This is a genomic window from Candidatus Pantoea symbiotica (genome assembly GCF_056491525.1).
This window is the reverse complement of sequence record NZ_JBSZHR010000002.1, coordinates 814,953-840,413: the sequence shown is the minus strand read 5'-3', so window position 1 is coordinate 840,413 and position 25,461 is coordinate 814,953. Positions and strand designations below refer to the sequence as shown.

Sequence of the window (25,461 nt, the reverse complement as noted above, 5' to 3'; positions counted from 1 at the left end):
GCAGGATTTCAAGCCGATGTCTGCGAAGACATCGGCAAGTGATTAGAAATTAATCTTGTGGCGTCCGGCGAGCGAGTGCGACAGCGTGGTGCCATCGACCATTTCCAGCTCACCGCCAACCGGCACACCGTGCGCAATGCGGCTGGCATCAACGCCATATTGTCCGCACAGCTCGGCGATGTAGTTGGCCGTGGCTTCCCCTTCCACCGTCGGATTGGTGGCGAGGATCACTTCGGTTAAGGTTTCGCGCTCAAGACGCTGCTCCAGCCGATCCAGGCCGATATCCTGTGGACCAATGCCATCCAGCGGTGACAAGTGGCCCATCAGCACAAAGTAGCGGCCGCCAAACTGGCCGGTCTGCTCAATGGCGTGGATATCTGCCGGGCTCTCCACCACACAAATCTGGCCGTTTTGCTGACGACGCGGATTGGCGCAGATGGTGCAGATTTCCTGCTCGGTGAAGGTACGGCAATCAGCGCAGTGGCCGATTTCCGACATGGCGCGGGTCAACGCCTGCGCCAGACGCATGCCACCGCTACGATCGCGCTGCAACAGCTGAAAAGCCATGCGCTGCGCCGACTTCGGGCCAACGCCCGGCAGGCAGCGCAACGACTCCATCAAAGATTCAAGCAGTGGACTGGTTTGCATCAGAACGGCATCTTGAAGCCAGGTGGCAGCTGCATACCTGAAGAGACAGCAGCCATCTTCTCTTTCTGCGTTTCATCAATACGACGTGCCGCATCGTTGAAGGCTGCAGCGATCAGATCTTCCAGCATGTCTTTGTCATCTTCCAGCAAGCTTGGATCGACTTCGACACGACGGCAGTTGTGCGCACCGTTGATGGTTACTTTAACCAAGCCAGCGCCTGATTCACCGGTCACTTCGATCGCGGCGATCTCTTCCTGAACTTTGGCCATTTTGTCTTGCATCTGCTGGGCCTGTTTCATCAGGTTGCCCAATCCGCCTTTACCAAACATAGTTTTCTCTCTCTGCTGGGGCTGCGCGCAGTTGACGCGCGGCAGCATGTTCACACCGGTCGAATACTCTCTTCATCCAAATCAGCATCGAAGAATCGACGCAATGTCTGAATATGGGTATCACTTTCGATCGACTGCCGCGCCTGCGACAGCTTCTCTTCATAAATGGCCTGGCGCCACTCCAGTGGCGTCAATACCGTAGGATTATCGTCTTCAATAATGGTCAATTCAACCGGCTGACCGGCAGACTGACTCAGCGCGTCCGCCAGCGCTTGCTTTGCCGACGCAGAATTCAGATGGCGCTGGCTGCTGCGCAGATGCAGCGTAATGCCATTCTCGCCCACCTCTTTCCACGCATTGAGCGCCACTTGCTGCACCAGTTTCGGCAGCGTCAGCGCGGCGATTTCTGCGGCCCACGCATCGCGCTGCTGGGCTTCTTCCGCCAGACGTAGCGCCAGCTCTGGCGTTTTCTCATGCTCCAGAGCCGAACGCAAGGCTTTTGGCGTCGCCACCGGCTCCGCTTTAACCTCAACCGGCAGCTGCGTTTTCCAGCGATAGGCTTCCGGTTTAGCCGGCGCTTTTACCGTGGGTTCAGACGCACGTTGTTGCACACGTTCAGTGACGCTAGCGAGACGTTCCAGCGCCGGATTCGCCGGCCGCGCGGAACGCGCTGCCGGCTCACTCTTTTTTGCTTTGCCGGCTCCCTGACGCAGCAACTGCGTTCGCGCCTGTAACAACTGGCTGGTGGAGTCGGGTAACGGATCGGACGCTGGCTGCATGTCCGGATAATCATCCGACATTGGCGGCGCGTCATGGTTCGGCGGTGCCATCTGCGGCTGCGCAGCCGGAGCGGGCACGGCTTTTGGTGCGGCTTGCGGCGCAGCCACCTGCGGAGCAGCTTGTGGCGTCAAGGTGGGACGCGCCAGCGGCTCAGCAATTGTTGCCTGCGGATGGAAGGCCAGCGCGCGCAGCAGTGTCATCTCCACGCCTAAGCGCCGATCCGGTGCCAGCGGCAGATCTTTACGTCCCATCAACAGCGTTTGGTAATAGAGCTGCACGTCAGCCGGTGGCAGCACGCGCGCTAACTCGCGCAGGCGATCGGCTTGGCTGAGATCGTCCTCGCTGAGCGAGCTCGGTAACAGCTGCACCATCGCAATGCGGTGCAGCAAACGCAGCATCTCAACCAGCAGCGCTTCCCACTCCACCCCGCGCGATGCGGCCTGATTTAGCAGCGCCATCACCTGTTCGCCCTGACCCTCCACCAGCGCTTCAATCAGCGCCAGCGGCTGTTCGTCGTCGAGTGTGCCGAGCATTTGTGCCACGGTGTCACGCGTTACGCTGCCCTGCCCCATGGCAATCGCCTGGTCGGTCAGGCTCAGCGCATCGCGCATACTGCCGTCAGCGGCGCGCGCCAGGAGATGCAGCGCGCGCGGTTCGGCAGCAATCTGCTCCTGCTGCAACACATGCGCCAGCTGCTGCTGGATTTGCTCAACGTCGAGCGCTTTAAGATGGAATTGCAGGCAACGTGACAGAATCGTCACAGGCAGCTTCTGCGGATCGGTGGTCGCCAGCAGGAATTTGACGTGCGATGGCGGCTCTTCCAGCGTTTTCAGCAGCGCATTGAAGCTGTGGCGCGACAGCATGTGCACTTCATCGATCAGATAGACCTTGAAGCGACCGCGCGCGGGCGCGTACTGCACGTTATCGAGCAGATCGCGCGTATCTTCCACTTTGGTGCGTGAGGCGGCATCGATCTCAATCAGATCGACAAAGCGGCCCTGCTCGATTTCGCGGCAGTTGTCGCATTGTCCGCACGGCGTTGACGTGATGCCGGTTTCACAGTTAAGGCCCTTCGCCAGCAGACGGGCGATCGAGGTTTTCCCGACGCCGCGGGTGCCAGAAAAGAGATAAGCATGATGGATTCGTCCCAGTGACAACCCGTTAGCCAGCGCAGTCAGCACATGTTCCTGACCGACTACGTCAGCGAAGGCCTGGGGACGCCATTTTCGCGCAAGTACCTGATAGCTCATGTGGATTCAATCACTGGAATTTAGGGAGAAGGGAGAAAATGCAGCTTCGCAAACCCTGTTTATTTTGGCAGTAGTTTAACAGCCACCAGCGGATCAGCAACCACTAACTTTGCAGAGGTGGCGCCCCGCCGCATAGCGGAGCGCGCAGGCCTTAGTGGCCGGGGAAATTCACCAGGCTGAAGCACTCGACGCCCATGGCGGTCAGGCGGGCTTCGCCGGTCAGGTCAAACAGATTAATCACGAATGCGGCGTCTTTCACTTCACCACCGGCGCGGCGGATCAGTTTCACCGTTGCTTCCAGCGTGCCGCCGGTTGCCAGCAGATCGTCCACCACCAGCACCACATCGCCTGGCTTGATGGCATTTTTGTGCAGTTCCAGCGCATCGGTGCCGTATTCCAGCTCATAGCTTTCGCTGAAGGTTTCACGCGGCAGTTTACCTGGCTTACGCACCGGCACAAAACCCACGCCCAAACCCAGCGCCACCGGCGCGCCAAACAGGAAGCCACGCGCTTCCGTTCCCACCACCTTGGTGATGCCTTTGTTACGATAACGCTCGACCAGAATGGCGATCGACGCGGCATACGCCTGCGGATCTTCCATCAGACTGGTTACGTCACGGAACAGAATGCCCGGCTTCGGATAGTCAGGAATGCTTTTAATGCTGTTTTTGATGAGTTCAAGCTGCTGCGCAGTTGCGGTCATAAATGTTACGCCTGGAGAAAATATCTAATACGCGCAGCTTCTCTAGCGCCAAACCCCGGAAACCGGGTTAAGCGAAGTCGTTTATAAGGGAAGCCACGCACGAAGATGCCCAAATCTATGCAAATACCCGGCTAAATGCAACCCTCACGCTACTGTTGTGGCGGGCTGGCATCCTCGGCAACGACCGGAATGCGCCACATAAAAAGCAGCAGCATGCACAGCATCGCGCCTAACAGAATGCGTACCCACAGCAGGTTCACCAGATAAATCGAGATCGAAAAGGTAATCACAATCAGCAACATGGCGCGAAATTTGGCACCGGGTGGCATAGCACGATGCTGCTGCCAGTGACGAATGTAGCGGCCAAACGGCGATTTCCACAGCAGCCAATGGTGGAAACGCGGCGACGAGCGGGCAAAACACCAAGCCGCCAGCAACACAAATGGCGTCGTAGGTAATAAAGGTAATACAATGCCCAGCGTACCTAGCACAATCGCCAGCCAGCCAAGGCTCAGTAGTAAAATGCGCTGCATGCCTGATGCCTGAATGAGTCAAAACAGCGTTACGTTAACACAGTCGGAAACAGAGTGATGCCCCAAGCGCCCGCACAGCAGCGTCTCCACGCCATGTTAGATCTACTGCGCCAGCAGATTGCGCAGCAGCCGGATGGTGCCTGTCGTCAGCCGCGCTTTGACTCTCAACTGTTTCGCACCAGCGGCACGCGTCTGGCGGATTATCTGCGCGAACTGGAAGGCAATATTACGCAGTTAACCGCAGCCGATACCGATGTGGCGCGTCGTCAATGGCTGGCGGAGAAAGTGTTGGATCAGATTGCCGCCTTGCAGCGTGAATGCCAAAGCCAACAGCTGCGGGTGAAGCGCGAGCGGCCACGCGTCGATGCACGCCAGACCAAACGTGAAGAGTATCAAGGCTACGAAAAGCGCTTACTGGCGATGATTCAACAGCGCGAGCAGCATCTGGCGCGCGCCGAAACCCTTAGCGTTCAGCAACAATTGATTCGTGAAGTCGATCAGCTGCAGGAGCGTCTGGCACGCTGCCGCGCCGCCATCTACAAACTGGAGTTGCCGTCTATGCCACGCTAAACGCGGCGCTTTTTCCTCTATACTCAGTGCGGTGAGAAAAAGGAGAAAAATCATGGCGCTGGTTTTTTGGATTGTAATTGGTTTAGCAGCAGGCTGGCTTAAGCGGGTGATTTTTCCCGGTCGTCCGGGAGGATTTGTGCCGACGCTGGTGCTGGCGGTGATTGGCGCGCTGATTGGCGGCTATATCGCTACCTATTTCACCACCGGCGATCTGGCCGCCTTGCATCCAGCCGGTTTCGCCAGCGCGCTGCTGGGTGCACTGTTAATGCTGCTGGTCGCGGCGAAATTACGTATATAGGAGAAACAATGTCACTGGACAGCGCACCCGACGAAATCAAGCTTGCCGTCGATCTGATTCAACTGCTTGAAGAGAATAATGTTCCCACCGCCACCGTGCTGGCCGCGCTGGCAATTGTTCAGCGGGATTATCAACAAAAGAAAGCGGCGGAAGATGCTGCTTAACGTGGCCCGGTGGTAAGTGTTGGACTAAGTCGCAACATATCCAAAAATGCATCGACTAGCTGCGGCGCATCGGCAGCCAAATCATAAGCCTGCGGATTGAATAACCAGTTTTCCATCATGCCGTTGATGTAGCCGCACATCAGGCGGGCAGACTGCCGCGTATTGATGTTACTGGGCAACTGACCGACCTCAATACACTCTTTCAACACCACTTCAATGCGGTCGTAACACTCCAGCAGTAAGCTTTGGCGCATATCCTGTAACGTCGACATTTCGCCAACAAACTCACACTTATGGAAGATAATCTCCATTAATGCGCGTCTTTGCGGATCCTTTGCTGTGGCGTCAAGGATATAGATCAACATTGAACGTACAACAGAAAGTGGATCACCCGGGTATTTTGTCTGATACTCAAGTTCCACATCGTCCAGCCCAGCGTCACAACGTAGCCAGATTTCATGTAAGAGATCGGCTTTGTTTTTGAAATGCCAGTAGATAGCCCCGCGCGTGACGCCGGCCGCTGTTGCGATATCCGCCAGAGACGTGGCGGCCACACCATGTTCGGAAAAGTGTGCTAATGCGGCGTCAAGAATTTGATGCCGTGTTTCAAGAGCTTGCGCTTTGGTTTTTCGTGCCATGCTGGGCTTTTTTTACAAACTTGTAAGTTTACATACATTTGTGAATGTATGTACCATAGCACGACCCGTGTTTTAACGCAGCAATGGGTTTATCGGTTTGTGATCCATTGATCATTTGATATCGGACACTAGAGGTTTATTTATGAATAAAAACAGAGGATTAGCGCCTCTGGCGGCCGTCCTGATGCTTTCAGGCAGCTTTTTGTTAACAGGATGTGATGATAATAAATCCCAGCAAGCCGCCCAGCAGCAGCCCCCAGAAGTGGGTGTTGTGACGTTAAAAAACGAACCATTGCAAATTACTACTGAGCTGCCGGGCCGTACCTCGGCTTTCCGCGTTGCGGAAGTTCGCCCTCAGGTGTCAGGTATTATTCTCAAGCGTAATTTTGTTGAAGGTAGTGATGTAAAAGCCGGTCAGTCGCTGTATCAGATCGATCCCGCCACCTACCAGGCGGCCTACGACAGCGCTAAAGCGGATTTAGCCCAGGCTGAAGCCAATGCTCGCGTGGCGCAGTTGACTATCACGCGCTATAAGCCGCTGCTGGGTACCAAGTACATCAGTCAGCAGGACTATGACACCGCCGCAGGCACAGCAGCCCAAACGGCTGCTGCCGCACAGGCTGCGCGTGCCAACGTTGAAACCGCACGCATCAATCTGGCGTATACCAAAGTGACCTCGCCAATTAGCGGTCGTATTGGTAAATCGTCAGTGACCGAAGGTGCGCTGGTTTCAAATGGGCAGACTACCGCGCTGGCGACCGTGCAACAGCTCGATCCTATGTATGTCGACGTGACCCAATCCAGTGATGAATTCCTGCGTTTGCGCGCAGAACTGGAATCCGGTCAGCTGAAACAGAACGACGGTAAGGCCAACGTCACCCTGCTGATGCAAAACGGTAACGCATACCCGCAAACAGGCACATTGGAATTCTCTGATGTGAGCGTGGATGAAACCACCGGTTCAATCACGCTGCGCGCCATCTTCCCGAATCCGGACAATCGCCTGCTGCCAGGTATGTTTGTTCGCGCACGTCTGGATGAAGGCACCAATCCAACCGCATTGCTGGTACCGCAACAGGGCGTAACACGTACCCCAACCGGTCAGGCAACGGCGATGGTAGTGGGCGCGGATAATAAAGTGGAATCTCGTAATATCACCGCTAATCAGGCATTTGGTGACAAATGGCTGGTAACGGAAGGTCTTAAAGCAGGCGATCGGGTGATCACCACCGGTATCCAGCGTGCCAAACCGGGTGCGCAGGTGACGCCACAAGAAGTCTCCGATGATGCCAAAGCTGCACCAGAATCACCGTCTGCTAAATCATCGTCATAACAGGAGCCACTGATACATGGCTAAGTTCTTTATTGATCGCCCCATTTTTGCGTGGGTGCTCGCCATCATCATCATGTTGGTTGGTGTGCTATCGATTATCAGCCTGCCGATTGAGCAATATCCCAATGTTGCGCCGCCGGCAGTTGAAATCCAGGCAACCTATCCGGGTGCTGATGCGAAAACGCTGCAAGATTCGGTGACGCAGGTCATCGAGCAAAACATGAACGGTATCGATGGCCTGATGTATATGTCATCGAGCAGTGATTCGTCGGGCACATTGACGCTGACGCTGACCTTCCAATCCGGTACTGACGCTGATATCGCGCAGGTTCAGGTGCAGAACAAACTGCAGCTGGCCACACCGTTACTGCCACAAGAAGTGCAGCAACAGGGGATTCAGGTTAAGAAATCCTCCAGCAGCTTCCTGATGGTGGCAGGTTTCGTCAGCGATAACGACAACATGACGCAGAACGATATTTCTGACTATGTTGCTTCGAACATCAAAGATCCGGTCAGCCGTATGCCGGGGGTTGGTGATACGCAGGTGTTTGGTGCGCAGTATGCGATGCGTATCTGGCTGGACCCACACAAGCTGAATAACTACTCACTGACGCCAGTGGATGTCATCAGCGCATTGAAGGTTCAGAACACCCAAATCGCCGCCGGTCAGTTGGGCGGCACGCCACCTGTGCCGGGTCAACAACTTAATGCCTCGATCATTGCGCAGACCCGTCTGACTTCAACAGATGAGTTCGGCAAGATCTTGCTGAAAGTGAATCAGGATGGTTCTCAGGTGCGCCTGCGTGACGTGGCGAAGATTGAACTCGGTGGTGAAAGCTACGAGATCATCGCGCGTTATAATGGCAAACCGGCTTCCGGTATCGGTATTAAGCTGGCAACCGGCGCTAACGCGCTGGACACCGCCGATGCGGTGAAAGCAGAACTGGCGAAACTGCAGCCGTTCTTCCCGGCAGGCATGAAAACGGTCTATCCGTACGACACCACGCCGTTCGTGAAAATTTCGATTTTCGAAGTGGTGAAAACGCTGTTTGAAGCGATCGTGCTGGTGTTCCTGGTGATGTATCTGTTCCTGCAGAACTTCCGTGCGACCTTGATTCCAACCATCGCCGTACCGGTAGTCTTGCTGGGTACTTTCGCCGTCATCAGCGCCTTTGGTTACTCGATAAACACCCTAACGATGTTCGGGATGGTGCTTGCCATCGGCCTGTTAGTGGATGACGCCATCGTGGTGGTCGAGAACGTTGAGCGTGTGATGGCGGAAGAAGGCTTGCCGCCTAAAGAAGCCACCAAACGTTCGATGGAGCAGATTCAGGGCGCGTTGGTCGGTATCGCGTTGGTGCTGTCAGCGGTATTTATTCCGATGGCCTTCTTCGGCGGTTCAACCGGCGTCATCTATCGCCAGTTCTCGATCACCATCGTTTCGGCGATGGCGCTCTCGGTGCTGGTGGCGTTGATTCTGACTCCAGCGCTTTGTGCCACCTTGCTGAAGCCGGTGGAAAAAGGCACCCATGGTAAAACTACCGGCTTCTTTGGTTGGTTTAACCGCGTGTTCGATAAGAGCACCAACCACTATGTTGATAGTGTGGGCCACATCGTTCGCAGCACCGGTCGTTACCTGCTGATTTACCTGGTAATCGTCGTCGGCATGGCTTACCTGTTCATAAAACTGCCTACCTCATTCCTGCCGGAAGAGGATCAGGGTCTGTTACTGGCTCAGGCGCAATTGCCAGCCGGTGCAACCCAGGAACGTACGCAGAAAGTACTGGATCAGGTTACTGACTACTTCCTGAACAAAGAGAAAGACAGCGTGAATTCGGTGTTTACCGTTAACGGCTTCGGCTTTGCCGGTCGTGGACAGAACACCGGTATCGCGTTCGTCAGCCTCAAGCCGTGGGATGAGCGTGGCGATGCCAGCCTGAAAGTGCCTGCGATTGCCGGTCGTGCCATGCAGGCGCTCGGTCAAATCAAAGATGCAATGGTGTTCCCGTTCAACCTGCCAGCGATTATCGAACTGGGTAACGCCACCGGCTTCGACTTCATGCTGACCGATCAGGGCAACCTGGGTCACGAGAAGCTGACCGCCGCGCGTAACCAGCTGTTTGGCATGATTGCCCAGCATCCGGATACGCTGGTGGGCGTGCGTCCAAACGGTATGGAAGATACGCCGCAGTACAAACTGATTATCGATCAGGAAAAAGCACAGGCGCTGGGTGTGTCGCTGTCAGACATCAACACCACGCTGGGCGCCGCATGGGGCGGTTCTTACGTCAACGACTTCATCGACCGCGGTCGTGTGAAGAAAGTGTACGTAATGGGCCAGGCCGATTCACGTATGTTGCCGGACGATATCAGTAAGTGGTTCGTGCGCAACAGCGGCGGCACCATGGTTCCGTTCTCCGCCTTCTCTTCGGCGAAGTGGCAGTACGGCTCGCCACGTCTGGAGCGTTACAACGGCTTGCCATCAATGGAGATTCTCGGCCAGGCTGCACCAGGCAAGAGCTCCGGTGATGCCATGAACCTGATGGAACAGCTGGCAGGAAAACTGCCTGCGGGTATCGGTTACGACTGGACCGGCATGTCCTATCAGGAACGCTTGTCAGGTAACCAGGCACCGGCGCTGTATGCTATCTCGCTGATTGTGGTGTTCCTGTGTCTGGCCGCGCTGTATGAGAGCTGGTCGATTCCGTTCTCGGTGATGTTGGTGGTACCGCTGGGTGTTGTCGGCGCACTGATCTTCACCACGGCGCGTGGCTTGAGTAACGACGTCTACTTTGTGGTGGGCTTGTTGACCACCATAGGATTGTCGGCGAAGAACGCCATTCTTATCGTCGAATTCGCCAAGGATTTGATGGAGAAGGAAGGCAAAGGGCTGGTTGAATCAACGCTGGAAGCATCCCGTATGCGTCTGCGTCCGATTCTGATGACCTCGCTCGCCTTTATCCTCGGCGTAATGCCGCTGGCGATCAGCACCGGTGCTGGCTCTGGCGCGCAGAATGCGGTAGGCACTGGCGTAATGGGCGGGATGGTCACAGCGACCGCGCTGGCTATCTTCTTCGTTCCGGTGTTCTTCGTGGTGGTACGTCGCCGCTTCAGTAAGAACAAAGGTGACCTCGAACAAGGTCATCCGGTAGAGCACAAACACTAAGCTCTACCCTTCCTTAAAAGGCCGCTGATGCGGCCTTTTTTATTGCTGCTTCTCTGCCCTGCCAAAAGCCCTGCGTTTTCCACGGTTGCAATCAGCCACTCTCGGGTTCATAATATTGTTATAGTATAACATTACATAGCGAGGTTACTATGAAACCGAATATCCATCCCCTTTATCGCCCTGTGGTGTTCCACGACACCTCGGCCAACGAATACTTCAAAGTCGGCTCCACTATCAAAACCGAGCGCACCATTGAGTTTGAAGGTGAAGTGCTGCCGTACGTCACGCTGGATGTCTCGTCAAAATCCCACGTGTTCTATACCGGCAAACAGAAAGATTTCGCCAAAGAAGGCAGCACCGCGCGCTTCAACCAGCGTTTTGGCAGCTTCCTGTCGCGCAACAAGTAACGCTGGAGAGAAGAGATGCAGGTATTGAGTTCATTGCGCTCTGCAAAGACGCGCCATAAAGATTGCAAAGTCGTGCGTCGTAAAGGTCGCATTTATGTGATTTGCAAAACCAACCCGCGCTTTAAGGCGGTTCAGGGAAGAAAGAAAAAAAGGTAGGAAAGTGTCGTGATAATTGGCCGGGATGCTCCCCGGCCTTTTTTTTACTTCATGCTATGCAGAATGGCGTCAACATTGTGTTTGAACGCAGCAACATAGGTCGCTGCCGGGCCATTCGCTTCCGACAACGCTTCAGGATAGAGTTCACCGCCCGGCTGTGCGCCGGTTTCGCTGGCAATCTGTTTTACCAGACGTGGATCGGTTTGATTCTCCATGAAGTAGGTTTTGATGTGCTCGGCCTTCAGCTGTTTGATGATCGAAGCCACATCGCTGGCGCTGGCTTCCGCTTCAGTAGAGAAGCCCACCGGCGCAAGGAAACTGACGCCATAACGTTGGCCAAAGTAGCCAAAGGCATCGTGGCTGGTCAGCACCTTACGCTTGTTCTTCGGCACCTCAGCAAAAGCGGTTTTCGCCCAGCTATCTAGCTTTTGCAACTGCTGAATGTAACTTTCACCGCTTTTACGAATATCCGCCGCATCTTCAGGATCGGCTTTGATCAGCGCATTCATCACATTGGTGGCGTAGATCACACCGTTTTGCATGCTGTTCCACGCATGCGGATCGGTGACGCTTTTACCGTCCTCTTCCATCTTGCGCGTGTTAACACCGTTCGAGGCCACTACGATGGTGCCTTTGTAACCTGACGCGCTGATCAGGCGATCCATCCAACCTTCCATGCCCAAACCGCTGACAAACACCATATCCGCTTTCGACAGCGCCTGACTATCCTGCGGTGTCGGTTCGAAGGTGTGCGGATCGCCGTTCGGGCCGACCAGCGATTTCACGTTGACGTGATCGCCACCAACCTGTTTAACGATATCCGCCAGCACGGTAAAACTCGCCACAACATCAACGCTTTTCGCCAGCGACAGTGGGCTAATCAGCATGGCACCAATCGCCAGACTCAGCGGTAACTTTTTCATTCATATCCCCTTATTGGTTTCGTTATCGACGGCGCAACAGGCCGCCACATGGTCCTGTCAAAACAGAAAGCAGAAACAGCACCGCAGCACTCAGCACCACCGCAGGTCCAGCCGGCAGCGAGAAATGCCACGAAAGAATCAGACCGATAAACGCAGAGACGATCGCCAGCAGCATGGCGATGCCAAGCATGCAAGCCAGGTGGCGACTCCAGAAGCGTGCGCTGGTGGCCGGCAGCATCATCAATCCCACCGACATCAGCGTGCCCAGCACCTGAAAGCCCGCCACCAGATTGAGCACCACCAGCATCAGGAACAGACCGTGCACCAGCGGTGCGCTCCATTTGCCCTGTGCGCGCAGGAAATCGGGATCGAAGGCATCGATCACCAATGGACGGAAGATCACCGCCAGCAGCAGCAAGGTCGTAGCGGCAATGCCGCCAACCAGCAGAATTGCCGCGTTATCCACCGCCAGCAGCGATCCAAATAACACGTGCAGCAGATCAACGCTGGAACCACGCAGTGACACCAGCGTGACGCCGAGTGCGAGAGATCCGAGGTAGAAGCCCGAAAAACTGGCATCCTCTTTGAGGTGCGTGTAACGGCTGACCGCCCCCGAGAGCAGCGCCACTGCCAAACCGGCAATCAGGCCGCCAATGCCCATCGCCACCAGCGATAATCCCGACACCAGATAACCTATCGCCGCGCCGGGTAATACTGCATGTGATAACGCATCGCCGACCAGACTCATGCGGCGCAGCGAAAGGAAGACGCCCAGCGGCGTGGCGCTAATCGCTAATGCCACGCATGCCACCAACGCACGGCGCATGAAACCAAATTCGATAAAGGGTTGAAGTAATGTCACGACGCTACCCTACGCAACGTTGGCGTTTGTGCGGAATCAGCGTCATCGAGCGATAACACATCCTGAAAATAGCGCGCCACCAGCGGACGATCGTGCAGCACCACTAATAATGTGGTGCCCGCCTGCTGCTGCTGTTCAAGGATCGACATCAGCAAGGTGACGGTTTGGCTATCAATGCCGTTGAAGGGTTCATCCAGCAGCCAGAGTTGGCTGCGCTGCAGCATTAAGCGCGCGAACAATATGCGCTGTAGTTGTCCGCCGGATAAAGTGGCTGGCTGCGCATCGGCAAACTCACGCATTTGCACCGCATCCAGCGCGGCATCAATTTCCAGACGCAAGGCGCGATTAATGCCACCAAACCAGCCGCAGCGTGGCCAACAGCCCATCGCCACCAGTTCATAAGCAGTAAGAGGAAAGCGGGTTTCGAGTTCACTGCGTTGTGGTAACCAGCCCAGTGCTTTACGTGGGATCTGCAATTCGCAGCTGCCGTAAATCGGCGGCAGTAAGCCGGCAATGGTTTTCAATAAGGTCGATTTGCCGGTGCCGTTAGCGCCAATCAGCGCCGTCATGCTGCCCTTTGCCAGCTCACCATTAACTACAGGCGTCACCGCACGGCCTTGATAACCTGCTTGTAAGCGGTTGAAATGCATCATTTCTGCATTCCCCACCATAAGGCTATTGCCAGAAAGGCAATCAGCATCAGCGCAACCAGCAAACGGCCGCCAAGGGAAAGAAGTAAACCGCTGTGATTCATACTCAACAACCAAAAATGTTATAACATAACAATTATCCTACCCGAATTTTCCTCTATTGCGCCCGAGTTAAAGTGTTTCAAAAGTTGATCGCTCAAGACGATTACCGCTGTAATTCGCCGTTTCGCCATGATTGAGTTATGAAACCCATCACAACGATTACTCTTTCTGTTTATTAGCGACTTGCAATGTCACCCAATAAGCTCAATGATAGAAACATCATTCTTTTACTGGATACAAAATGCCGTCTATTATTCATTGTGATATTGCTGTGGATGAGGACGATTGCGAAAAGTTGGTAAGAATTATCCAGGGGAATATTCTCAAAATAGCCGAGGCATTAGCCGGTGATTTACAGTGGTATTCTCAAAACTCGCAATTAGTTCCCGAGAGCTTCCAGATTATTTCTATTCAACCAACCAACAACAATCGATTTAAAATGCTTTACGATTTCAGCTGGAATTTATTTAATCCTTGCCTGGATTTAAATGAAACGTTTAAGCGTCGTGAAGAAGTGTTGTTTCAGGTAACGCCCGGCGCGCTGGTGTTTGAAGTGATTGACAATGAGCGCCCCTCTCCTGCCGACGAATTGTAATATTTGGTAATTGAGGTGAGCAAAGCTAATGATTGTGGATTACATTTAAGGAGTCGCTGAATTCAATTTTATTCGAGATCGCTTCCTGGTAGCTTTTCCTAATCTCGCCGCGCTGCGGTAACTGTGCTAGCTATGGAGGGGAAAAAGATGGACGAATACTCACCGAAACGGCATGATATTGCCCAGCTTAAATACCTGTGTGAGAACTTGTTCGACGAAAGTATGGCGACATTGACTGATAGCCATCATGGTTGGGTTAATGATCCTACTTCGGAAAGCAATTTACAGCTCAACGATTTGATTGAGCATATCGCTTCTTTCACGATGAATTACAAAATTAAGCACGTTGAAGATGAAGCCCTGATTACGCAAATCGATGAATATCTTGACGATACCTTTATGCTGTTCAGCAGCTATGGAATCAATACTCAGGATCTACAACGGTGGCAGCGTTCAGCAAAACGTTTATTTAATCTGTTTGCCGAAGAGTGTGCTTATCTCCAACAACCTAGCCATTCCTTTTAGCACCAGACTGAGACCGGTTTATTTATGAGCAACCAAGCCTTAACCAAAACAGATTATTTGATGCGACTGCGCCGCTGTCGCTCAATCGATACCCTTGAACGGGTTATCGAAAAAAACAAGTATGAATTACCTGATAATGAACTCGCGGTATTCTATTCGGCAGCCGATCATCGTCTGGCTGAACTGACCATGAATAAGCTTTACGATAAAGTACCGGTTTCTGTCTGGAAGTTCGTCCGCTAAGTTTTTCCCCTAACAGCCGCTCTGCACCATCATCGTATTAATCAAGGATTGAATCACAGGCAAAGGATTGCCAGATTTCTCTGTGCGTAAAATTCTGTGGAGTATTAGGCGGGTACAAAATGGTGGGGGCCCTGCCAGCTACATCCCGGCACACGCGTCGCCTGCTGCGGCTGCTTCCTTCCGGATCTGACCGAGTTCACAAGTTAGCATTGCGGGAGAACCAACAGGGCCCCCATTGACAAGCCCTCATTTCGAGAGCGCATGCATTATCAAGTATGCCCCTGGCAATTGCAAGCGCAGGCCCGACAACCGTTGGTTTCTTGCACAAGCACACAGCAATGCGCTGATGTCTACCCTTCTGCATGCTAAAGTTTGCCCTTTCCTGATGAAAATAGGTGCGCATATGAGCGACCAAAACAATTTCTCTGAGCGCGTGTGGCAAATCATTGCAGCCATTCCGCCAGGAAAGGTCACCACTTATGGTGATGTTGCACAGTTGGCCGGATCGCCACGCGCGGCACGTCAGGTAGGTGGCGTATTACGCCGTTTGCCGGAAGGCAGTAAGTTACCCTGGTTTCGCGTTATTAATCGTCACGGCAGGATTTCGCTGCAGGGCGACGATCTGTTTCGTCAGCGTGATGCGCTAGAAGCGGAAGGCATTGAGGTGAGCGATGCTGGGGAGATTGAGCTGGAAAAATATCGTTGGGAAATTTAGCTGTGCGATATGTCGCGCCCAAGCCCGCTGCCGTTCCGTAAAGCCGCTGTCTCGTCCCTGATCGCTCGGCACACGCCATCCATGGCGTGTGACGCTTTACTCCACGGCAGCGGGCCTGTGCGCTTAGCCTATGCCGTTTGGTAGATTACAAACTCGTCGGTGCCGGCACCGAGGACGATGGCGTCACCTGCGTAGGAGAAGTCGATGGCACTGTTGTTGCGGCACCCGGCTGGGTTTGCATCGCGACGTTAGTCACGGGAACCAACAGCAGTTCGGCTTTCGTTCCGCCCTGATTAATCACCGGTTTCACCGTATCAGTGATAAACGCCAGCTTGCCATCAATTGAAATCGCAGCACTTAACAGAATGCGCGCGTTCGGCTGGATGTCAGCCGGATTGAACGGCAGAACAAACTGGAACGGTGACTGTTTCCCTTCAGTACGTACTACGCGCTGTGACAAGACTTTTGAAGGCGCATCGGCCAGCGATGCATCAGACAGCGTTACGGTTAGCACGGAATCCGGTGGCAGCGCGATGCGCTGGCGGATATACACCGAACCACTGACATTCGGCTGCGCAATGGCGGCCTGCTGCCCCGCTACCGCTGAGCCAAGTGTAGGTGTGGCTACCGGCTTGCTGTGGTCCGCACAACCGGTAATCGCCGCTGCAAGGGTCATACCGCTAATAACTTGCCAGATTTTCATCGATGTCGTCTCCTTATGAACACTATGATTGTCGGCGGTAAATTCATTACTTAGCTTTTCAGCCGCCGAATGACCTTAATTCTGGCACAAATATCGGCATTGCGCCTAAACCTTCCGCCAGCCCACTGAAATCGCGGCAAAATCATTGACGGAAACTGGTCGGATCTTTCACACTGACGCGATTAGTCACGCTGAGGAATCCGCTATGAGCCAGGCACTGCACAACCTGCTTAATTTATTAAATCTGGAAAAACTGGAAGAAGGCCTGTTTCGTGGTCAGAGCGAAGATCTTGGTCTGCGCCAGGTGTTTGGTGGCCAGGTAGTTGGCCAGGCGCTGTATGCCGCGAAACAAACGGTGCCGGAAGAGCGCATCATTCACTCCTTCCACAGCTACTTTCTGCGTCCGGGCGATAGCCAAAAAGCCATCATTTATGATGTCGAAACGCTGCGTGACGGCAAAAGCTTCAGCGCACGCCGGGTCAGCGCGGTACAGAATGGCCAACCGATCTTCTACATGACCGCCTCGTTCCAGGCACCAGAAAGCGGCTTCGAGCACCAGAACAGCATGCCGCAGGTGCCGGGCCCGGATAATCTGCCATCGGAACAGGATTTGGCGAAAAAGCTGGCCGACCATCTGCCACTCAAGCTGAAAGAAAAATTCCTCGCCGAGCGTCCGCTGGATATTCGTCCGGTACAGATTCATAACCCGCTAAAAGGCCACGTTGATGAACCGCTGCGTCAGGTGTGGATTCGTGCCAACGGCGAGTTACCAGCCGATCGCCGTATCCATCAATACCTGCTGGGATATGCCTCGGATCTCAACTTCCTGCCGGTGGCGCTGCAGCCGCACGGTAAAGGCTTTCTCGAAGCCGATATGCAGGTTGCCACCATCGATCACTCAATGTGGTTCCATCGCCCGTTCGACTTGTCTGAATGGCTGCTGTACAGCGTGGTGAGCACCTCTGCCTCCGGCGCGCGCGGTTTTGTGCGTGGCGAGTTTTATACGCAGGATGGCCGACTGGTGGCGACCACGGTACAGGAAGGCGTGATGCGCCAACGCGACGCATAAAAAAAGGGGCGATATTATCGCCCCTTCTGCTTTTTATAATTTTAGCGCACTGCTCTTCTTCAGCCCGGCTGTTACTGGTTGTAAGCGTTCTCGCCGTGGCTGTTCACATCCAAACCTTCACGTTCCTGATCTTCCGGAACACGCAGGCCAACAATCATATCCGCCAGTTTGAAGCCGATGAAGGCCACAACTGCAGTCCAGACGATGGTCACGCCCACGCTGAACAACTGAATCCAAACCTGATGGCCCATGGTCACACCTTCTGCGTAGCCTACGCCGCCCAATGAAGAGGAGGCGAACACGCCGGTCAGGATACAACCGAGGATGCCACACACGCCGTGCACACCGAATACATCACATGGGTCATCAACACGCAGCCATTTCTTCAGAGTAGTTACGCCCCACAGACCGGCTAAACCACCCGCCAGACCGATAATCAACGCGCCGCCGACACCAACATAACCACAAGCTGGGGTAATCGCCACCAGACCAGCGATGAAGCCTGAACACGCACCGAGCAGAGAAGGTTTACCACGTACCGCCCACTCGCCGAACACCCACGACAGCACCGCACCCGCCGTAGCCACTACGGTATTCAGGAACGCCAGCGCAGCGATTTCGTTAGCTGAGGAAGCAGAACCGGCGTTGAAGCCGAACCAGCCCACATACAGAATCGCGGTACCGAGGAACACCATCGGCAGGTTATGTGGTTTGAAGGCTTCTTTGCCGAAACCAGCACGTTTACCCACCAGATAAGCACCCACCAGGCCAGCGACTGCGGCGTTGATGTGAACCACGGTGCCGCCCGCGAAGTCGAGCGCGCCATCTTGCGCCAGCAAGCCACCCGCCCAAACCATGTGTGCGATTGGCAGATAAGCCAGCGTCAGCCAAACCACCACGAAAATCAGTACCGCCGAGAAGCGAATACGTTCAGCCAGCGCACCGACAATCAGGCCGACGGTAATACAGGCGAAGGAAGCCTGGAACGCAACGTGAATGTACTGATAGAAGCTGCCCATCACCGCTTTCAGCTCAATATTTTTCAGCATCGCCCATTGGAAGCTACCAAAGAAGGAGTTGCCTTCACTGAACGCCAGCGAGTAGCCGTAAATCACCCACAGCACGCACACCAGCGAGAAGGTCACTGCAACCTGCGTCAGCATCGACAGCACGTTCTTACCGCGAATCAAACCGCCGTAGAACAGCGCAATGCCTGGAATCGACATAAACAGTACCAGCGCGGTACAGATCATCATAAAGGCGTTATCGGCTTTATCTGCGACGGCAGGCGCTGCCGCCATCGCCAGAGAAGGTAACAGCGCAAGGCTGGTGAGGCCCAACTTCGTTATCAGTTTATTCATTTCTTTCCATCCCATCACAATTCAGAGCCCCAGTTACAGTGCTGCTTCGTCGGTCTCGCCGGTACGAATACGAATGACGCGCTGCAGTTCTGCGACGAAAATCTTGCCGTCGCCAATTTTGCCGGTATACGCGGCTTTGCTGATGACATCGACCACTTCATCAAGTTGGTCGTCCGCAATAGCGATATCAATTTTTACTTTAGGCAGGAAGTTAACGCTGTACTCGGCACCGCGATAAAGCTCTGCGTGACCTTTCTGGCGACCGAAACCTTTAACCTCGGTAACTGTCAGTCCCTGAATGCCAATAGAGGATAAGGCTTCACGCACGTCCTCCAGCTTAAATGGTTTGATTACCACGGTAACCAGCTTCATACGTTCCCCTCCGGATAAGAAATTGAGTGAGTCTTCGCGGACACACAGGGATATAAGCAAAGGCTGTGCCATAAATAAAAAAAGGGGAATGTCAGTAGCATAGGCGCGCTGCATCACGCTTCGTTATGTGAAGCACAGCGCAGATTGGGGAGGAGGAATAGGAAAGGTGTTGCAATATTGCACTTCTTTGGTGCTTCAAGCCTCAAAGAAGTGCATCAATACAGAACATTCCGATAAAACTGTGCAAAAAAGGTGCAATTCACCCTTCAGCTTGTACGGGGATGCCCGCCGCGAGTTCATCGCCGGCCTGCTGCAACTGATACATCTGCCAGTAACGGCCCTGCTCGGCCAGCAGCTCAGCATGCGTACCGCGCTCCACTACCTGACCGCGATGCAGCACTAAAATTTGATCGGCTTCGGTGATGGTGGAAAGGCGATGCGCGATCACCACCAGCGTGCTGTGCTGACGTAATGCACGCAACGCGTGCTGAATCGCCTGTTCCGTACCGGAATCAATATTGGCAGTGGCTTCGTCGAGGATCAGGATTTGTGGCAATGACACCAACACGCGCGCCAGCGCCAGTAGCTGTTTCTGCCCAACCGACAGATTATTGCCCTGCTCGCCTAAACGCGTATGGATGCCGTCCGCCATGCTGCGCGCCAACGGTGCCAACTGCACCGTCTCCAGCGCCTGCCACACTTGCTCTTCCGGGATATCACGCCCTAAGCGCACGTTGGCCAGCAGCGAATCCGCCAGCACCACCGGATCCTGTTGCACCATCGCAACGCTTTGACGTAAAGCGGCGTGCGACAGCTGCGGCAGTGGGCGACCATCCAGCTCAATGCTACCGCGCGTCACCGGGTAATAGCCCATCAGCAGATTCGCCAGCGTGCTTTTCCCGCTGCCGGTGTGTCCCACCAGCGCAACAAAATTACGCGCGGGCACCTCAAGATTGATGTTGCTGAGCACATCACGGTTATCGCGATAGGCAAAGCTCACATCACGCAGCGAGATGCTGCCGGAAGCCAGCGGCTGAATATCGCTGCCGTAACCTTGCTGCTCTGCATCCATCAGTTCGAAGATGCGCTCGCCAGACACCACCGCTTGTTGCAGCATCGACTGCTGCGTGGTGAGTTCAATCAGCGGCTCGTTGAGGCGACCAAGATAGGTAATAAAGGCATAAAGCACGCCCACTTCAAACACGCCTGGCGTGGCGAAGCTGAACAGCATCAGCAAACCGCACAGAATCATGGCCGAAAACAGACTCAGCAACGGGCGCAATAAAAAACCATCCAGCCGCAGCGTTTCCATACGCGCCAGATAGTGCGAACGGCTGGCTTCGCCCATGCGCTCACCAAAGCGCACCTGCTGGCGGAACTGCTGGATCACGCTCATGCCGTTGATCACTTCATTAAAGCCGTTGTTGATATCCGCCAGATAGCTGCGCACGCGACGCGCAATCGGCGTGCTGAAGCGCTGATAAATCAGCATCACCGTCAGCACCAGCGGGAAAATCACGATCGCCACCAGCGCCATACGCCAGTCGAGAGAGAACATCGCCACCAGCATCGCGCCAATCAACGCGGCGGCGCGCAACACCGTTGCTACCACGGTGACGTAGAGATCTTTGATCACTTCGGTGTCGTTGGTGACACGCGAGATAATTTGTCCGACCGGCTGCGTATCGAAGGCGCTGAGAGGCTGGCGCAACGCCGCGTTCATCACGTCTACGCGCAATTGCTGCACCACGCCAATCGCCGCGCGGTTAAACAGCAATGCCTGAAAATAGTGCAGACCGGCAGCCAGCAATTGCAGCAGGATAAAGCCCACCAGCAGGCCAGCGACGATGCCCCACGGCATTTGATGTTTTGCCACCAGATTATCGATGAAGTAACTCACCAGCACCGGTCCGGTCACTTCGGCTGCCGCGGCAATCCACAGCATGCCGACCGCCAGCCACAGCGATTTACGCCACGGTTTGCCATACGCCAGCAGACGTTTCAGCGTCGGCCATAAACGTTGTGATTTAGCCACGGCTTGCTCCTTCTGCCACTTCATCGTCATCCAGCGCGGCTTCCAGCTGCTGATAACGATACATATCGCGATACCAGCCTTCTTTGGCGGCCAGAGTGTCATGATCGCCACGCTGTGCCACGGCGCCCTGCTGCAGCACCAGAATTTCACTCGCTTCAGTGAGCGCCGACAGACGATGCGCGCTGATAATCAAGGTGCGCCCTTTACCCCACTGACGCAGGTTATGCAGGATGTCATGTTCAGTACGACCATCAACCGCCGACAGCGCATCATCCAGAATCAGAATTTCGGCATTCAGCAGCAGCGCGCGTGCAATCGCAATGCGCTGCTTCTGCCCGCCCGATAACATCACGCCGCGCTCGCCCACTTCGGTCTCATAACCTTGCGGCAGGCGCAGAATATCATCGTGCACACAGGCCATGGTTGCGACGCGCTCCAGCTCTTGCTGCGTCGCATTCGGGCGACCCAGCGCCAGATTGGCGGCGATGGTGTCGGAGAACAGGAACGGCGTTTGGCTGACCACCGCCAACCGGCTGCGCCAGCTATCGAGCCGCAACTGCGGCAGCGGCGTATTGTGGTAGCGAATATCGCCCTGATCGATGTCGAAGTGGCGCTGAATCAGGCTCAGCAGCGTGCTCTTGCCGCAGCCGGTTGGCCCGCATAAGCCTAGCATCTGGCCCGGTTTTAACTGGAAGTTAACATGGCTCAGCACCGGGCCAGAACTGGCCGGATAGCGGAACTCACGAATGGCAACTTGCATCACGCCAGGTTCGGGCGGCAACACTTTCGCTCCATCTTCAACTGCAGGCGCTTCCGCCAGCAAGGAACGGATACGGCTCCATGCCGCACTGCCGCGCTCAACGATGTTGATCATCCATGCCAGCGCCAGCATCGGCCAAATCATCAGGCCGAGGTACATCACAAAGCTGGTGAGCTGCCCGAGCGTCAAACTGCCGTTCCACACCATCCAGCCGCCACCGGCAATCGCCAGCAGGTTGGAGAAGCCAACGGCGATATAAATGATCGGATCAAAACGCGCATCCACGCGCGCCACATGCAGATTTTTCTTGCCGGTATCGGCAGCGATGCCAGCAAACTGCTGCGACTGATGATCTTCGAGGCCAAAGGCTTTGATCATGCGAATGCTGGTCAGACTTTCCTGGGTTTGATCGTTCAGACTGGAGAACGCCGCTTGCGCCACTTTGAAACGCTGATGCAGGCGTGCGCCATCTTTCTGAATGGCGAAGGCCATAATCGGCATCGGGATCAGCGCCAGTAACGTCAGTTCCCAGCTGATTTGGGTGCTCATCACAATCAGCACCACCAATCCCATCACCAGCGAATCCACCAGCGTCAGCACGCCTTCACCGGCGGCAAACACCACGCGATCCACATCATTGGTGGCGCGGGCGATCAGATCGCCGGTGCGATGACGCAGATAAAATGCCGGATGCTGGCGGCTGAGCTGACGATAGAAATCTTCACGTAGCTCAACGGCTAATTGGTAGGATGCGCCGAACAACAGTACGCGCCAGACGTAGCGCAGCAGATAGACGATCACCGCCGTCACCAGCATCACGCCGATCCACATAAAGATCTGCCCGGCGCTTAAATTATGCTGGGTGACGCCGTCGACAATCACGCCAACCACGTGCGGTGGCAGCAATTGCAATAAGGCAATAACGATCAGCAAGCTGACGGCGCCCAGATATCGCCGCCACTCGCGCAGGAAATACCAACTTAACTGGCTGAATAATTGCACAAGCGTGTCTCTTTCTGGGCCCGCTAGGGCGCTACCGGCAAGGCGGTGGTGTATTTAATCTCTTCCATGGCAAAACTGGAGGTCACATCCATCAGGCCCGGCACGCCGTTCACCAGGCGCTTATAAAAGCTGTCATAACTCTTCATGTCCGCGACCTGAATGCGCAGCAAATAATCGTACTCGCCCGCCATGCGATAAAACGCCATCACTTCCGGCATTTGCTGCACCACGGCGACAAATTGCTTAAACCACTCGCTGCTGTGCTGCTGGGTTTTGACAAACATAAAGGCGGTGAGTGACAGACCGATTTTTTCGCCGTCCACCAGCGCCACGCGCGCACGAATAATGCCATCATCTTCCAGTTTTTTCAGGCGTTTCCAGCACGGCGTGGTGGTGAGGTTCACCGCATCGGCCAACGTCTGCAGCGACAAGGTGCAATCCTGCTGCAGCATTGCCAGCAAAGTGCGGTCAGTTTTATCTAACATTTGCCACTCCGGGAGAAAATTTTTCTCTAATCTCGCCATTATAGCGCGGTTTTAGCAACCTCTTTTTCCTGCCAGTGCCTTACACTGTGCGCAATAATGATTACGGAAATGCCACATGCAAACGCCCTGGGTTCGCCACGCCATTAATGAAATTAACGCCGATTTTCAGCGCTCTGCGGATACGCATCTGATCCGCTTTAAGCTGGATGATTTTCCTGGCATTCACTTCTATCTCAAAGATGAAAGCACGCATCCTAGCGGCAGCTTAAAACATCGCCTGGCGCGCTCCCTGTTTCTCTATGGCCTGGCGAACGGCTGGATCCATGAAAATACGCCGATCATTGAAGCCTCTTCCGGCAGTACTGCGGTATCGGAAGCTTACTTCGCGCGTCTGCTCGGTTTGCCGTTTATCGCCGTAATGCCGGCCAGCACCGCGAAACGCAAAATCGAGATGATTGGCTTTTACGGTGGTGAATGCCATTTCGTAGCCGATCCCTGCCAGCTGTACAGCGAATCCGAACGTTTAGCACGTGAACTGAATGGCCACTTTATGGACCAGTTCACCTACGCCGAGCGCGCCACCGACTGGCGCGGCAACAACAATATTGCCGAAAGCATTTTCCGCCAGATGTCACACGAACCGTTCCCGGTGCCGCATACGGTGATCATGAGCGCCGGTACCGGCGGCACTTCGGCAACGCTGGGCCGCTATATCCGCTATCAGGGCCATGACACGCGCCTGCTGGTGGTCGATCCGCAACATTCGGTGTTCTTTGACTACTGGCACAGCCGCGACAAAACGTTGCGCAGCGAACGCGGCAGCCTGATTGAAGGCATTGGTCGTCCGCGTGTCGAACCGTCGTTTTTACCCGACGTCATTGACGAGATGATGAAAGTGCCGGATGGCGCGACCATCGCCGCGATGCTGCAGTTGGAAAAAGTGCTTGGACGTCGCCCTGGCGCCTCAACCGGCACCAACTTCTGGGGCATGATGCAGGTGGCAAAACGCATGCGGGAAAACGGCGAGCAAGGATCTTTGGTGACATTGCTGTGTGACAGCGGTGAGCGCTATCCGGACACCTATTACAATGCGCAGTGGGTAGAGCAGAATATCGGCGACATTGCGCCTTGGGTGCGAGAGCTGCAATAAAAAACCGGACGTCCTGTCCGGTTCACTGTAAGCCTCAGCATTCGGGGGAATAATCGAGGTGTGGTGTGGTCATCCAGTGATTAAGGTAGTGAGACACCGCCTGTGTCTCGCAATGTCCGATAATCGGTAAATGGGGCAACGACGCTTTCAGTTGATTCATGGCGTTGCCCATAATGAAACCGCTGCCAACGCGCTCCAGCATTTCGCGATCGTTCATGGCATCGCCAAACGCCATACAATCCGCCAACGACAGCGAAAGATGCTGGCACAAACGTCCCAACGCCGCGCCTTTATGGCAATCAACCGGCAACACTTCCAGGCAATCCCAGGCTGAGAAACAAATATTTGCCCGCTCGCCCAACGCGGCCTGCAATTCACTTCTTAGCGCCTGCAACATTTCATGCGGCGCAATAAAACAGATTTTGGTGACTTCATGCGCCGACATCTGACGCAAATCACGCAGCTGATAGTGGAAGCCGCTCATCGCATGCGCTTCCAGCGCACCGAGCAGCGGTTTATCGGTAAACCAGCCTTCATCGTTGAAAATATGAATCGACGCTGGCGTTTGCCAATGGGTATGAATCACCTCTTCCGCCACTGATGGCGATAAATCGCAGCCGTAAAGCTGATTGCCTTCCAGATCGTGAATACGCGTGCCGTTGCCGGTAATCAGCCAGGCAGGCAAGGTGATTTGTTCGCGTACTCGCTGCATATCCATAAGATGACGCCCGGTGGCAAACGCCAACGTAACGCCGCGCTGATGCAACGCATGCAGGCTTGTCAGCGTTTCATTTCCTAACCGATGCGAAGGAAGCAACAGCGTGCCATCCATATCAAATGCCGCGAGGCGAGCCATGCGAATTCTCCTGTCTGAGTGAGGCAGTTACTATCGCCTGGTAATTACGGAACTAATAGTGAATACTTTTAAAAAACT

The 25,461-nt window shown here is 54.7% G+C and carries 29 protein-coding genes, 1 other RNA gene and 1 other annotated feature; of the genes, 13 read left to right on the top strand and 17 right to left on the bottom strand.

The annotated features are described in order from the left end of the window. Positions 1 to 42: 42 nt before the first annotated feature. The 5 genes from recR to ACXIZX_RS04380 all read right to left on the bottom strand — a co-directional run bounded on the left by recR (position 43) and on the right by ACXIZX_RS04380 (position 4,243). Complete coding sequence (recR, locus tag ACXIZX_RS04400; RefSeq protein ID WP_008103873.1) at positions 43 to 648, bottom strand: recombination mediator RecR; 606 nt, start codon at positions 646 to 648, stop codon at positions 43 to 45. Next, on the bottom strand, positions 648 to 977 hold the full coding sequence (locus ACXIZX_RS04395) for a YbaB/EbfC family nucleoid-associated protein (RefSeq protein WP_008103874.1): 330 nt from the start codon (positions 975 to 977) through the stop codon (positions 648 to 650). The genes recR and ACXIZX_RS04395 overlap by 1 nt, the downstream gene beginning before the upstream one ends. Before the next feature lie 50 nt (positions 978 to 1,027). After that, positions 1,028 to 3,007 carry a DNA polymerase III subunit gamma/tau gene (gene dnaX, locus ACXIZX_RS04390; RefSeq protein ID WP_479403653.1) on the bottom strand — a complete coding sequence of 660 codons (1,980 nt, stop codon included), beginning with the start codon at positions 3,005 to 3,007 and terminating at the stop codon, positions 1,028 to 1,030. Then, positions 1,625 to 1,686 (bottom strand) — a sequence feature (DnaX frameshifting element). It overlaps the preceding gene by 62 nt. A gap of 151 nt (positions 3,008 to 3,158) precedes the next feature. Beyond that, entirely contained in the window at positions 3,159 to 3,710 is a 552-nt protein-coding gene (apt, locus tag ACXIZX_RS04385) for an adenine phosphoribosyltransferase (protein ID WP_479403652.1), read from the bottom strand. A gap of 149 nt (positions 3,711 to 3,859) precedes the next feature. Beyond that, on the bottom strand, positions 3,860 to 4,243 hold the full coding sequence (locus ACXIZX_RS04380; protein ID WP_479403651.1) for a DUF454 family protein: 384 nt from the start codon (positions 4,241 to 4,243) through the stop codon (positions 3,860 to 3,862). Positions 4,244 to 4,300: 57 nt separating this feature from the next. Between ACXIZX_RS04380 and priC the strand changes: the two genes are divergently transcribed. The 3 genes from priC to rsmS are packed head-to-tail and all read left to right on the top strand — an operon-like array spanning position 4,301 to position 5,275. Then, positions 4,301 to 4,813 carry a primosomal replication protein PriC gene (gene priC / locus ACXIZX_RS04375; RefSeq protein WP_479403650.1) on the top strand — a complete coding sequence of 171 codons (513 nt, stop codon included), beginning with the start codon at positions 4,301 to 4,303 and terminating at the stop codon, positions 4,811 to 4,813. A gap of 52 nt (positions 4,814 to 4,865) precedes the next feature. Then, positions 4,866 to 5,111 carry a GlsB/YeaQ/YmgE family stress response membrane protein gene (locus tag ACXIZX_RS04370; protein ID WP_479403649.1) on the top strand — a complete coding sequence of 82 codons (246 nt, stop codon included), beginning with the start codon at positions 4,866 to 4,868 and terminating at the stop codon, positions 5,109 to 5,111. An 8-nt stretch (positions 5,112 to 5,119) separates the two neighbouring features. Continuing rightward, positions 5,120 to 5,275, top strand: coding sequence for a pleiotropic regulatory protein RsmS (gene rsmS / locus ACXIZX_RS04365; RefSeq protein ID WP_008103886.1), 156 nt, complete (start codon positions 5,120 to 5,122; stop codon positions 5,273 to 5,275). Here rsmS and acrR read toward each other — a convergent pair. Next, entirely contained in the window at positions 5,272 to 5,913 is a 642-nt protein-coding gene (acrR, locus tag ACXIZX_RS04360; RefSeq protein WP_061717444.1) for a multidrug efflux transporter transcriptional repressor AcrR, read from the bottom strand. The genes rsmS and acrR overlap by 4 nt on opposite strands. Positions 5,914 to 6,055: 142 nt before the next feature. On the opposite strand from acrR, the gene ACXIZX_RS04355 reads away from it, so the two are divergent. From ACXIZX_RS04355 to ykgO, 4 genes are all read left to right on the top strand, one after another. Beyond that, entirely contained in the window at positions 6,056 to 7,246 is a 1,191-nt protein-coding gene (locus ACXIZX_RS04355; protein ID WP_008103889.1) for an efflux RND transporter periplasmic adaptor subunit, read from the top strand. A 16-nt stretch (positions 7,247 to 7,262) separates the two neighbouring features. Continuing rightward, entirely contained in the window at positions 7,263 to 10,412 is a 3,150-nt protein-coding gene (locus ACXIZX_RS04350) for an efflux RND transporter permease subunit (protein WP_479403648.1), read from the top strand. A 149-nt stretch (positions 10,413 to 10,561) separates the two neighbouring features. Continuing rightward, on the top strand, positions 10,562 to 10,819 hold the full coding sequence (locus tag ACXIZX_RS04345; protein ID WP_008103892.1) for a type B 50S ribosomal protein L31: 258 nt from the start codon (positions 10,562 to 10,564) through the stop codon (positions 10,817 to 10,819). A 15-nt stretch (positions 10,820 to 10,834) separates the two neighbouring features. Then, the gene (ykgO, locus tag ACXIZX_RS04340) at positions 10,835 to 10,975 is read left to right on the top strand and encodes a type B 50S ribosomal protein L36 (protein WP_008103894.1); all 141 of its coding nucleotides are present in this window, start codon (positions 10,835 to 10,837) and stop codon (positions 10,973 to 10,975) included. Positions 10,976 to 11,019: 44 nt separating this feature from the next. Here ykgO and ACXIZX_RS04335 read toward each other — a convergent pair whose 3' ends face one another. The 3 genes from ACXIZX_RS04335 to ACXIZX_RS04325 are packed head-to-tail and all read right to left on the bottom strand — an operon-like array spanning position 11,020 to position 13,413. Beyond that, the gene (locus ACXIZX_RS04335; RefSeq protein WP_479403647.1) at positions 11,020 to 11,898 is read right to left on the bottom strand and encodes a metal ABC transporter substrate-binding protein; all 879 of its coding nucleotides are present in this window, start codon (positions 11,896 to 11,898) and stop codon (positions 11,020 to 11,022) included. A 22-nt stretch (positions 11,899 to 11,920) separates the two neighbouring features. Continuing rightward, positions 11,921 to 12,760 (bottom strand): metal ABC transporter permease, encoded by an 840-nt coding sequence (locus tag ACXIZX_RS04330; protein WP_179451700.1) that lies wholly within the window; start codon positions 12,758 to 12,760, stop codon positions 11,921 to 11,923. Continuing rightward, positions 12,757 to 13,413: a metal ABC transporter ATP-binding protein gene (locus tag ACXIZX_RS04325; protein ID WP_061717586.1), complete on the bottom strand. Its 657-nt coding sequence runs from the start codon at positions 13,411 to 13,413 to the stop codon at positions 12,757 to 12,759. The genes ACXIZX_RS04330 and ACXIZX_RS04325 overlap by 4 nt, the downstream gene beginning before the upstream one ends. Before the next feature lie 340 nt (positions 13,414 to 13,753). Between ACXIZX_RS04325 and ACXIZX_RS04320 the strand changes: the two genes are divergently transcribed. The 3 genes from ACXIZX_RS04320 (at position 13,754) to ACXIZX_RS04310 (ending at position 14,875) form a co-directional block, all read left to right on the top strand. After that, complete coding sequence (locus ACXIZX_RS04320) at positions 13,754 to 14,107, top strand: hypothetical protein (protein ID WP_479403646.1); 354 nt, start codon at positions 13,754 to 13,756, stop codon at positions 14,105 to 14,107. 147 nt (positions 14,108 to 14,254) lie between these two features. Next, entirely contained in the window at positions 14,255 to 14,632 is a 378-nt protein-coding gene (gene tomB / locus ACXIZX_RS04315; RefSeq protein ID WP_007886936.1) for an Hha toxicity modulator TomB, read from the top strand. A gap of 24 nt (positions 14,633 to 14,656) precedes the next feature. Further along, positions 14,657 to 14,875, top strand: a complete 219-nt coding sequence (locus ACXIZX_RS04310) for an HHA domain-containing protein (protein WP_007886938.1) — start codon at positions 14,657 to 14,659, stop codon at positions 14,873 to 14,875. Between the two features lie 129 nt (positions 14,876 to 15,004). Here ACXIZX_RS04310 and ffs read toward each other — a convergent pair. Next, positions 15,005 to 15,101, bottom strand: an RNA gene (gene ffs, locus ACXIZX_RS04305) — signal recognition particle sRNA small type. 177 nt (positions 15,102 to 15,278) lie between these two features. On the opposite strand from ffs, the gene ACXIZX_RS04300 reads away from it, so the two are divergent. Continuing rightward, the gene (locus tag ACXIZX_RS04300) at positions 15,279 to 15,590 is read left to right on the top strand and encodes an MGMT family protein (protein WP_008103902.1); all 312 of its coding nucleotides are present in this window, start codon (positions 15,279 to 15,281) and stop codon (positions 15,588 to 15,590) included. Between the two features lie 145 nt (positions 15,591 to 15,735). Here the strand turns inward: ACXIZX_RS04300 and ACXIZX_RS04295 are convergent, their stop codons facing one another. Then, positions 15,736 to 16,293: a YbaY family lipoprotein gene (locus ACXIZX_RS04295; protein ID WP_008103903.1), complete on the bottom strand. Its 558-nt coding sequence runs from the start codon at positions 16,291 to 16,293 to the stop codon at positions 15,736 to 15,738. Between the two features lie 205 nt (positions 16,294 to 16,498). On the opposite strand from ACXIZX_RS04295, the gene tesB reads away from it, so the two are divergent. Beyond that, positions 16,499 to 17,362: an acyl-CoA thioesterase II gene (gene tesB / locus ACXIZX_RS04290; RefSeq protein ID WP_479403645.1), complete on the top strand. Its 864-nt coding sequence runs from the start codon at positions 16,499 to 16,501 to the stop codon at positions 17,360 to 17,362. 71 nt (positions 17,363 to 17,433) lie between these two features. On the opposite strand, the gene amtB is transcribed toward tesB, so the two are convergent. The 5 genes from amtB to ACXIZX_RS04265 form a co-directional block, all read right to left on the bottom strand. Beyond that, a complete protein-coding gene (gene amtB / locus ACXIZX_RS04285) occupies positions 17,434 to 18,723 on the bottom strand; it encodes an ammonium transporter AmtB (protein ID WP_008103907.1) in 1,290 nt (429 codons plus the stop codon). A 33-nt stretch (positions 18,724 to 18,756) separates the two neighbouring features. Continuing rightward, positions 18,757 to 19,095 carry a P-II family nitrogen regulator gene (glnK, locus tag ACXIZX_RS04280; RefSeq protein WP_007886947.1) on the bottom strand — a complete coding sequence of 113 codons (339 nt, stop codon included), beginning with the start codon at positions 19,093 to 19,095 and terminating at the stop codon, positions 18,757 to 18,759. Positions 19,096 to 19,354: 259 nt separating this feature from the next. Then, entirely contained in the window at positions 19,355 to 21,130 is a 1,776-nt protein-coding gene (locus ACXIZX_RS04275) for a SmdB family multidrug efflux ABC transporter permease/ATP-binding protein (RefSeq protein ID WP_479403644.1), read from the bottom strand. Continuing rightward, positions 21,123 to 22,892: a SmdA family multidrug ABC transporter permease/ATP-binding protein gene (locus tag ACXIZX_RS04270; protein WP_008103911.1), complete on the bottom strand. Its 1,770-nt coding sequence runs from the start codon at positions 22,890 to 22,892 to the stop codon at positions 21,123 to 21,125. The genes ACXIZX_RS04275 and ACXIZX_RS04270 overlap by 8 nt, the downstream gene beginning before the upstream one ends. A gap of 23 nt (positions 22,893 to 22,915) precedes the next feature. Further along, on the bottom strand, positions 22,916 to 23,377 hold the full coding sequence (locus tag ACXIZX_RS04265; RefSeq protein WP_008103913.1) for an Lrp/AsnC family transcriptional regulator: 462 nt from the start codon (positions 23,375 to 23,377) through the stop codon (positions 22,916 to 22,918). 115 nt (positions 23,378 to 23,492) lie between these two features. On the opposite strand from ACXIZX_RS04265, the gene ACXIZX_RS04260 reads away from it, so the two are divergent. Further along, entirely contained in the window at positions 23,493 to 24,527 is a 1,035-nt protein-coding gene (locus ACXIZX_RS04260; protein WP_061723602.1) for a PLP-dependent cysteine synthase family protein, read from the top strand. A 34-nt stretch (positions 24,528 to 24,561) separates the two neighbouring features. On the opposite strand, the gene cof is transcribed toward ACXIZX_RS04260, so the two are convergent. Further along, entirely contained in the window at positions 24,562 to 25,383 is an 822-nt protein-coding gene (gene cof, locus ACXIZX_RS04255) for an HMP-PP phosphatase (protein WP_179451705.1), read from the bottom strand. Positions 25,384 to 25,461: the final 78 nt, after the last annotated feature.

What these genes read in the sequence shown, in the direction of transcription:
- glnK (WP_007886947.1), bottom strand. Translation starts at nt 19,095, where the DNA reads ATGAAGCTGGTTACCGTGGTAATCAAACCATTTAAGCTGGAGGACGTG.
- cof (WP_179451705.1), bottom strand. Translation starts at nt 25,383, where the DNA reads ATGGCTCGCCTCGCGGCATTTGATATGGATGGCACGCTGTTGCTTCCT.
- acrR (WP_061717444.1), bottom strand. Translation starts at nt 5,913, where the DNA reads ATGGCACGAAAAACCAAAGCGCAAGCTCTTGAAACACGGCATCAAATT.
- ACXIZX_RS04310 (WP_007886938.1), top strand. Translation starts at nt 14,657, where the DNA reads ATGAGCAACCAAGCCTTAACCAAAACAGATTATTTGATGCGACTGCGC.
- ACXIZX_RS04370 (WP_479403649.1), top strand. Translation starts at nt 4,866, where the DNA reads ATGGCGCTGGTTTTTTGGATTGTAATTGGTTTAGCAGCAGGCTGGCTT.
- ACXIZX_RS04395 (WP_008103874.1), bottom strand. Translation starts at nt 977, where the DNA reads ATGTTTGGTAAAGGCGGATTGGGCAACCTGATGAAACAGGCCCAGCAG.
- ACXIZX_RS04335 (WP_479403647.1), bottom strand. Translation starts at nt 11,898, where the DNA reads ATGAAAAAGTTACCGCTGAGTCTGGCGATTGGTGCCATGCTGATTAGC.
- ACXIZX_RS04295 (WP_008103903.1), bottom strand. Translation starts at nt 16,293, where the DNA reads ATGAAAATCTGGCAAGTTATTAGCGGTATGACCCTTGCAGCGGCGATT.
- amtB (WP_008103907.1), bottom strand. Translation starts at nt 18,723, where the DNA reads ATGAATAAACTGATAACGAAGTTGGGCCTCACCAGCCTTGCGCTGTTA.
- ACXIZX_RS04260 (WP_061723602.1), top strand. Translation starts at nt 23,493, where the DNA reads ATGCAAACGCCCTGGGTTCGCCACGCCATTAATGAAATTAACGCCGAT.
- ACXIZX_RS04325 (WP_061717586.1), bottom strand. Translation starts at nt 13,413, where the DNA reads ATGATGCATTTCAACCGCTTACAAGCAGGTTATCAAGGCCGTGCGGTG.
- ACXIZX_RS04265 (WP_008103913.1), bottom strand. Translation starts at nt 23,377, where the DNA reads ATGTTAGATAAAACTGACCGCACTTTGCTGGCAATGCTGCAGCAGGAT.
- ACXIZX_RS04355 (WP_008103889.1), top strand. Translation starts at nt 6,056, where the DNA reads ATGAATAAAAACAGAGGATTAGCGCCTCTGGCGGCCGTCCTGATGCTT.
- ACXIZX_RS04300 (WP_008103902.1), top strand. Translation starts at nt 15,279, where the DNA reads ATGAGCGACCAAAACAATTTCTCTGAGCGCGTGTGGCAAATCATTGCA.
- ACXIZX_RS04380 (WP_479403651.1), bottom strand. Translation starts at nt 4,243, where the DNA reads ATGCAGCGCATTTTACTACTGAGCCTTGGCTGGCTGGCGATTGTGCTA.
- apt (WP_479403652.1), bottom strand. Translation starts at nt 3,710, where the DNA reads ATGACCGCAACTGCGCAGCAGCTTGAACTCATCAAAAACAGCATTAAA.
- ACXIZX_RS04350 (WP_479403648.1), top strand. Translation starts at nt 7,263, where the DNA reads ATGGCTAAGTTCTTTATTGATCGCCCCATTTTTGCGTGGGTGCTCGCC.
- dnaX (WP_479403653.1), bottom strand. Translation starts at nt 3,007, where the DNA reads ATGAGCTATCAGGTACTTGCGCGAAAATGGCGTCCCCAGGCCTTCGCT.
- tesB (WP_479403645.1), top strand. Translation starts at nt 16,499, where the DNA reads ATGAGCCAGGCACTGCACAACCTGCTTAATTTATTAAATCTGGAAAAA.
- ACXIZX_RS04345 (WP_008103892.1), top strand. Translation starts at nt 10,562, where the DNA reads ATGAAACCGAATATCCATCCCCTTTATCGCCCTGTGGTGTTCCACGAC.
- ACXIZX_RS04320 (WP_479403646.1), top strand. Translation starts at nt 13,754, where the DNA reads ATGCCGTCTATTATTCATTGTGATATTGCTGTGGATGAGGACGATTGC.
- tomB (WP_007886936.1), top strand. Translation starts at nt 14,255, where the DNA reads ATGGACGAATACTCACCGAAACGGCATGATATTGCCCAGCTTAAATAC.
- rsmS (WP_008103886.1), top strand. Translation starts at nt 5,120, where the DNA reads ATGTCACTGGACAGCGCACCCGACGAAATCAAGCTTGCCGTCGATCTG.
- priC (WP_479403650.1), top strand. Translation starts at nt 4,301, where the DNA reads ATGCCCCAAGCGCCCGCACAGCAGCGTCTCCACGCCATGTTAGATCTA.
- recR (WP_008103873.1), bottom strand. Translation starts at nt 648, where the DNA reads ATGCAAACCAGTCCACTGCTTGAATCTTTGATGGAGTCGTTGCGCTGC.
- ykgO (WP_008103894.1), top strand. Translation starts at nt 10,835, where the DNA reads ATGCAGGTATTGAGTTCATTGCGCTCTGCAAAGACGCGCCATAAAGAT.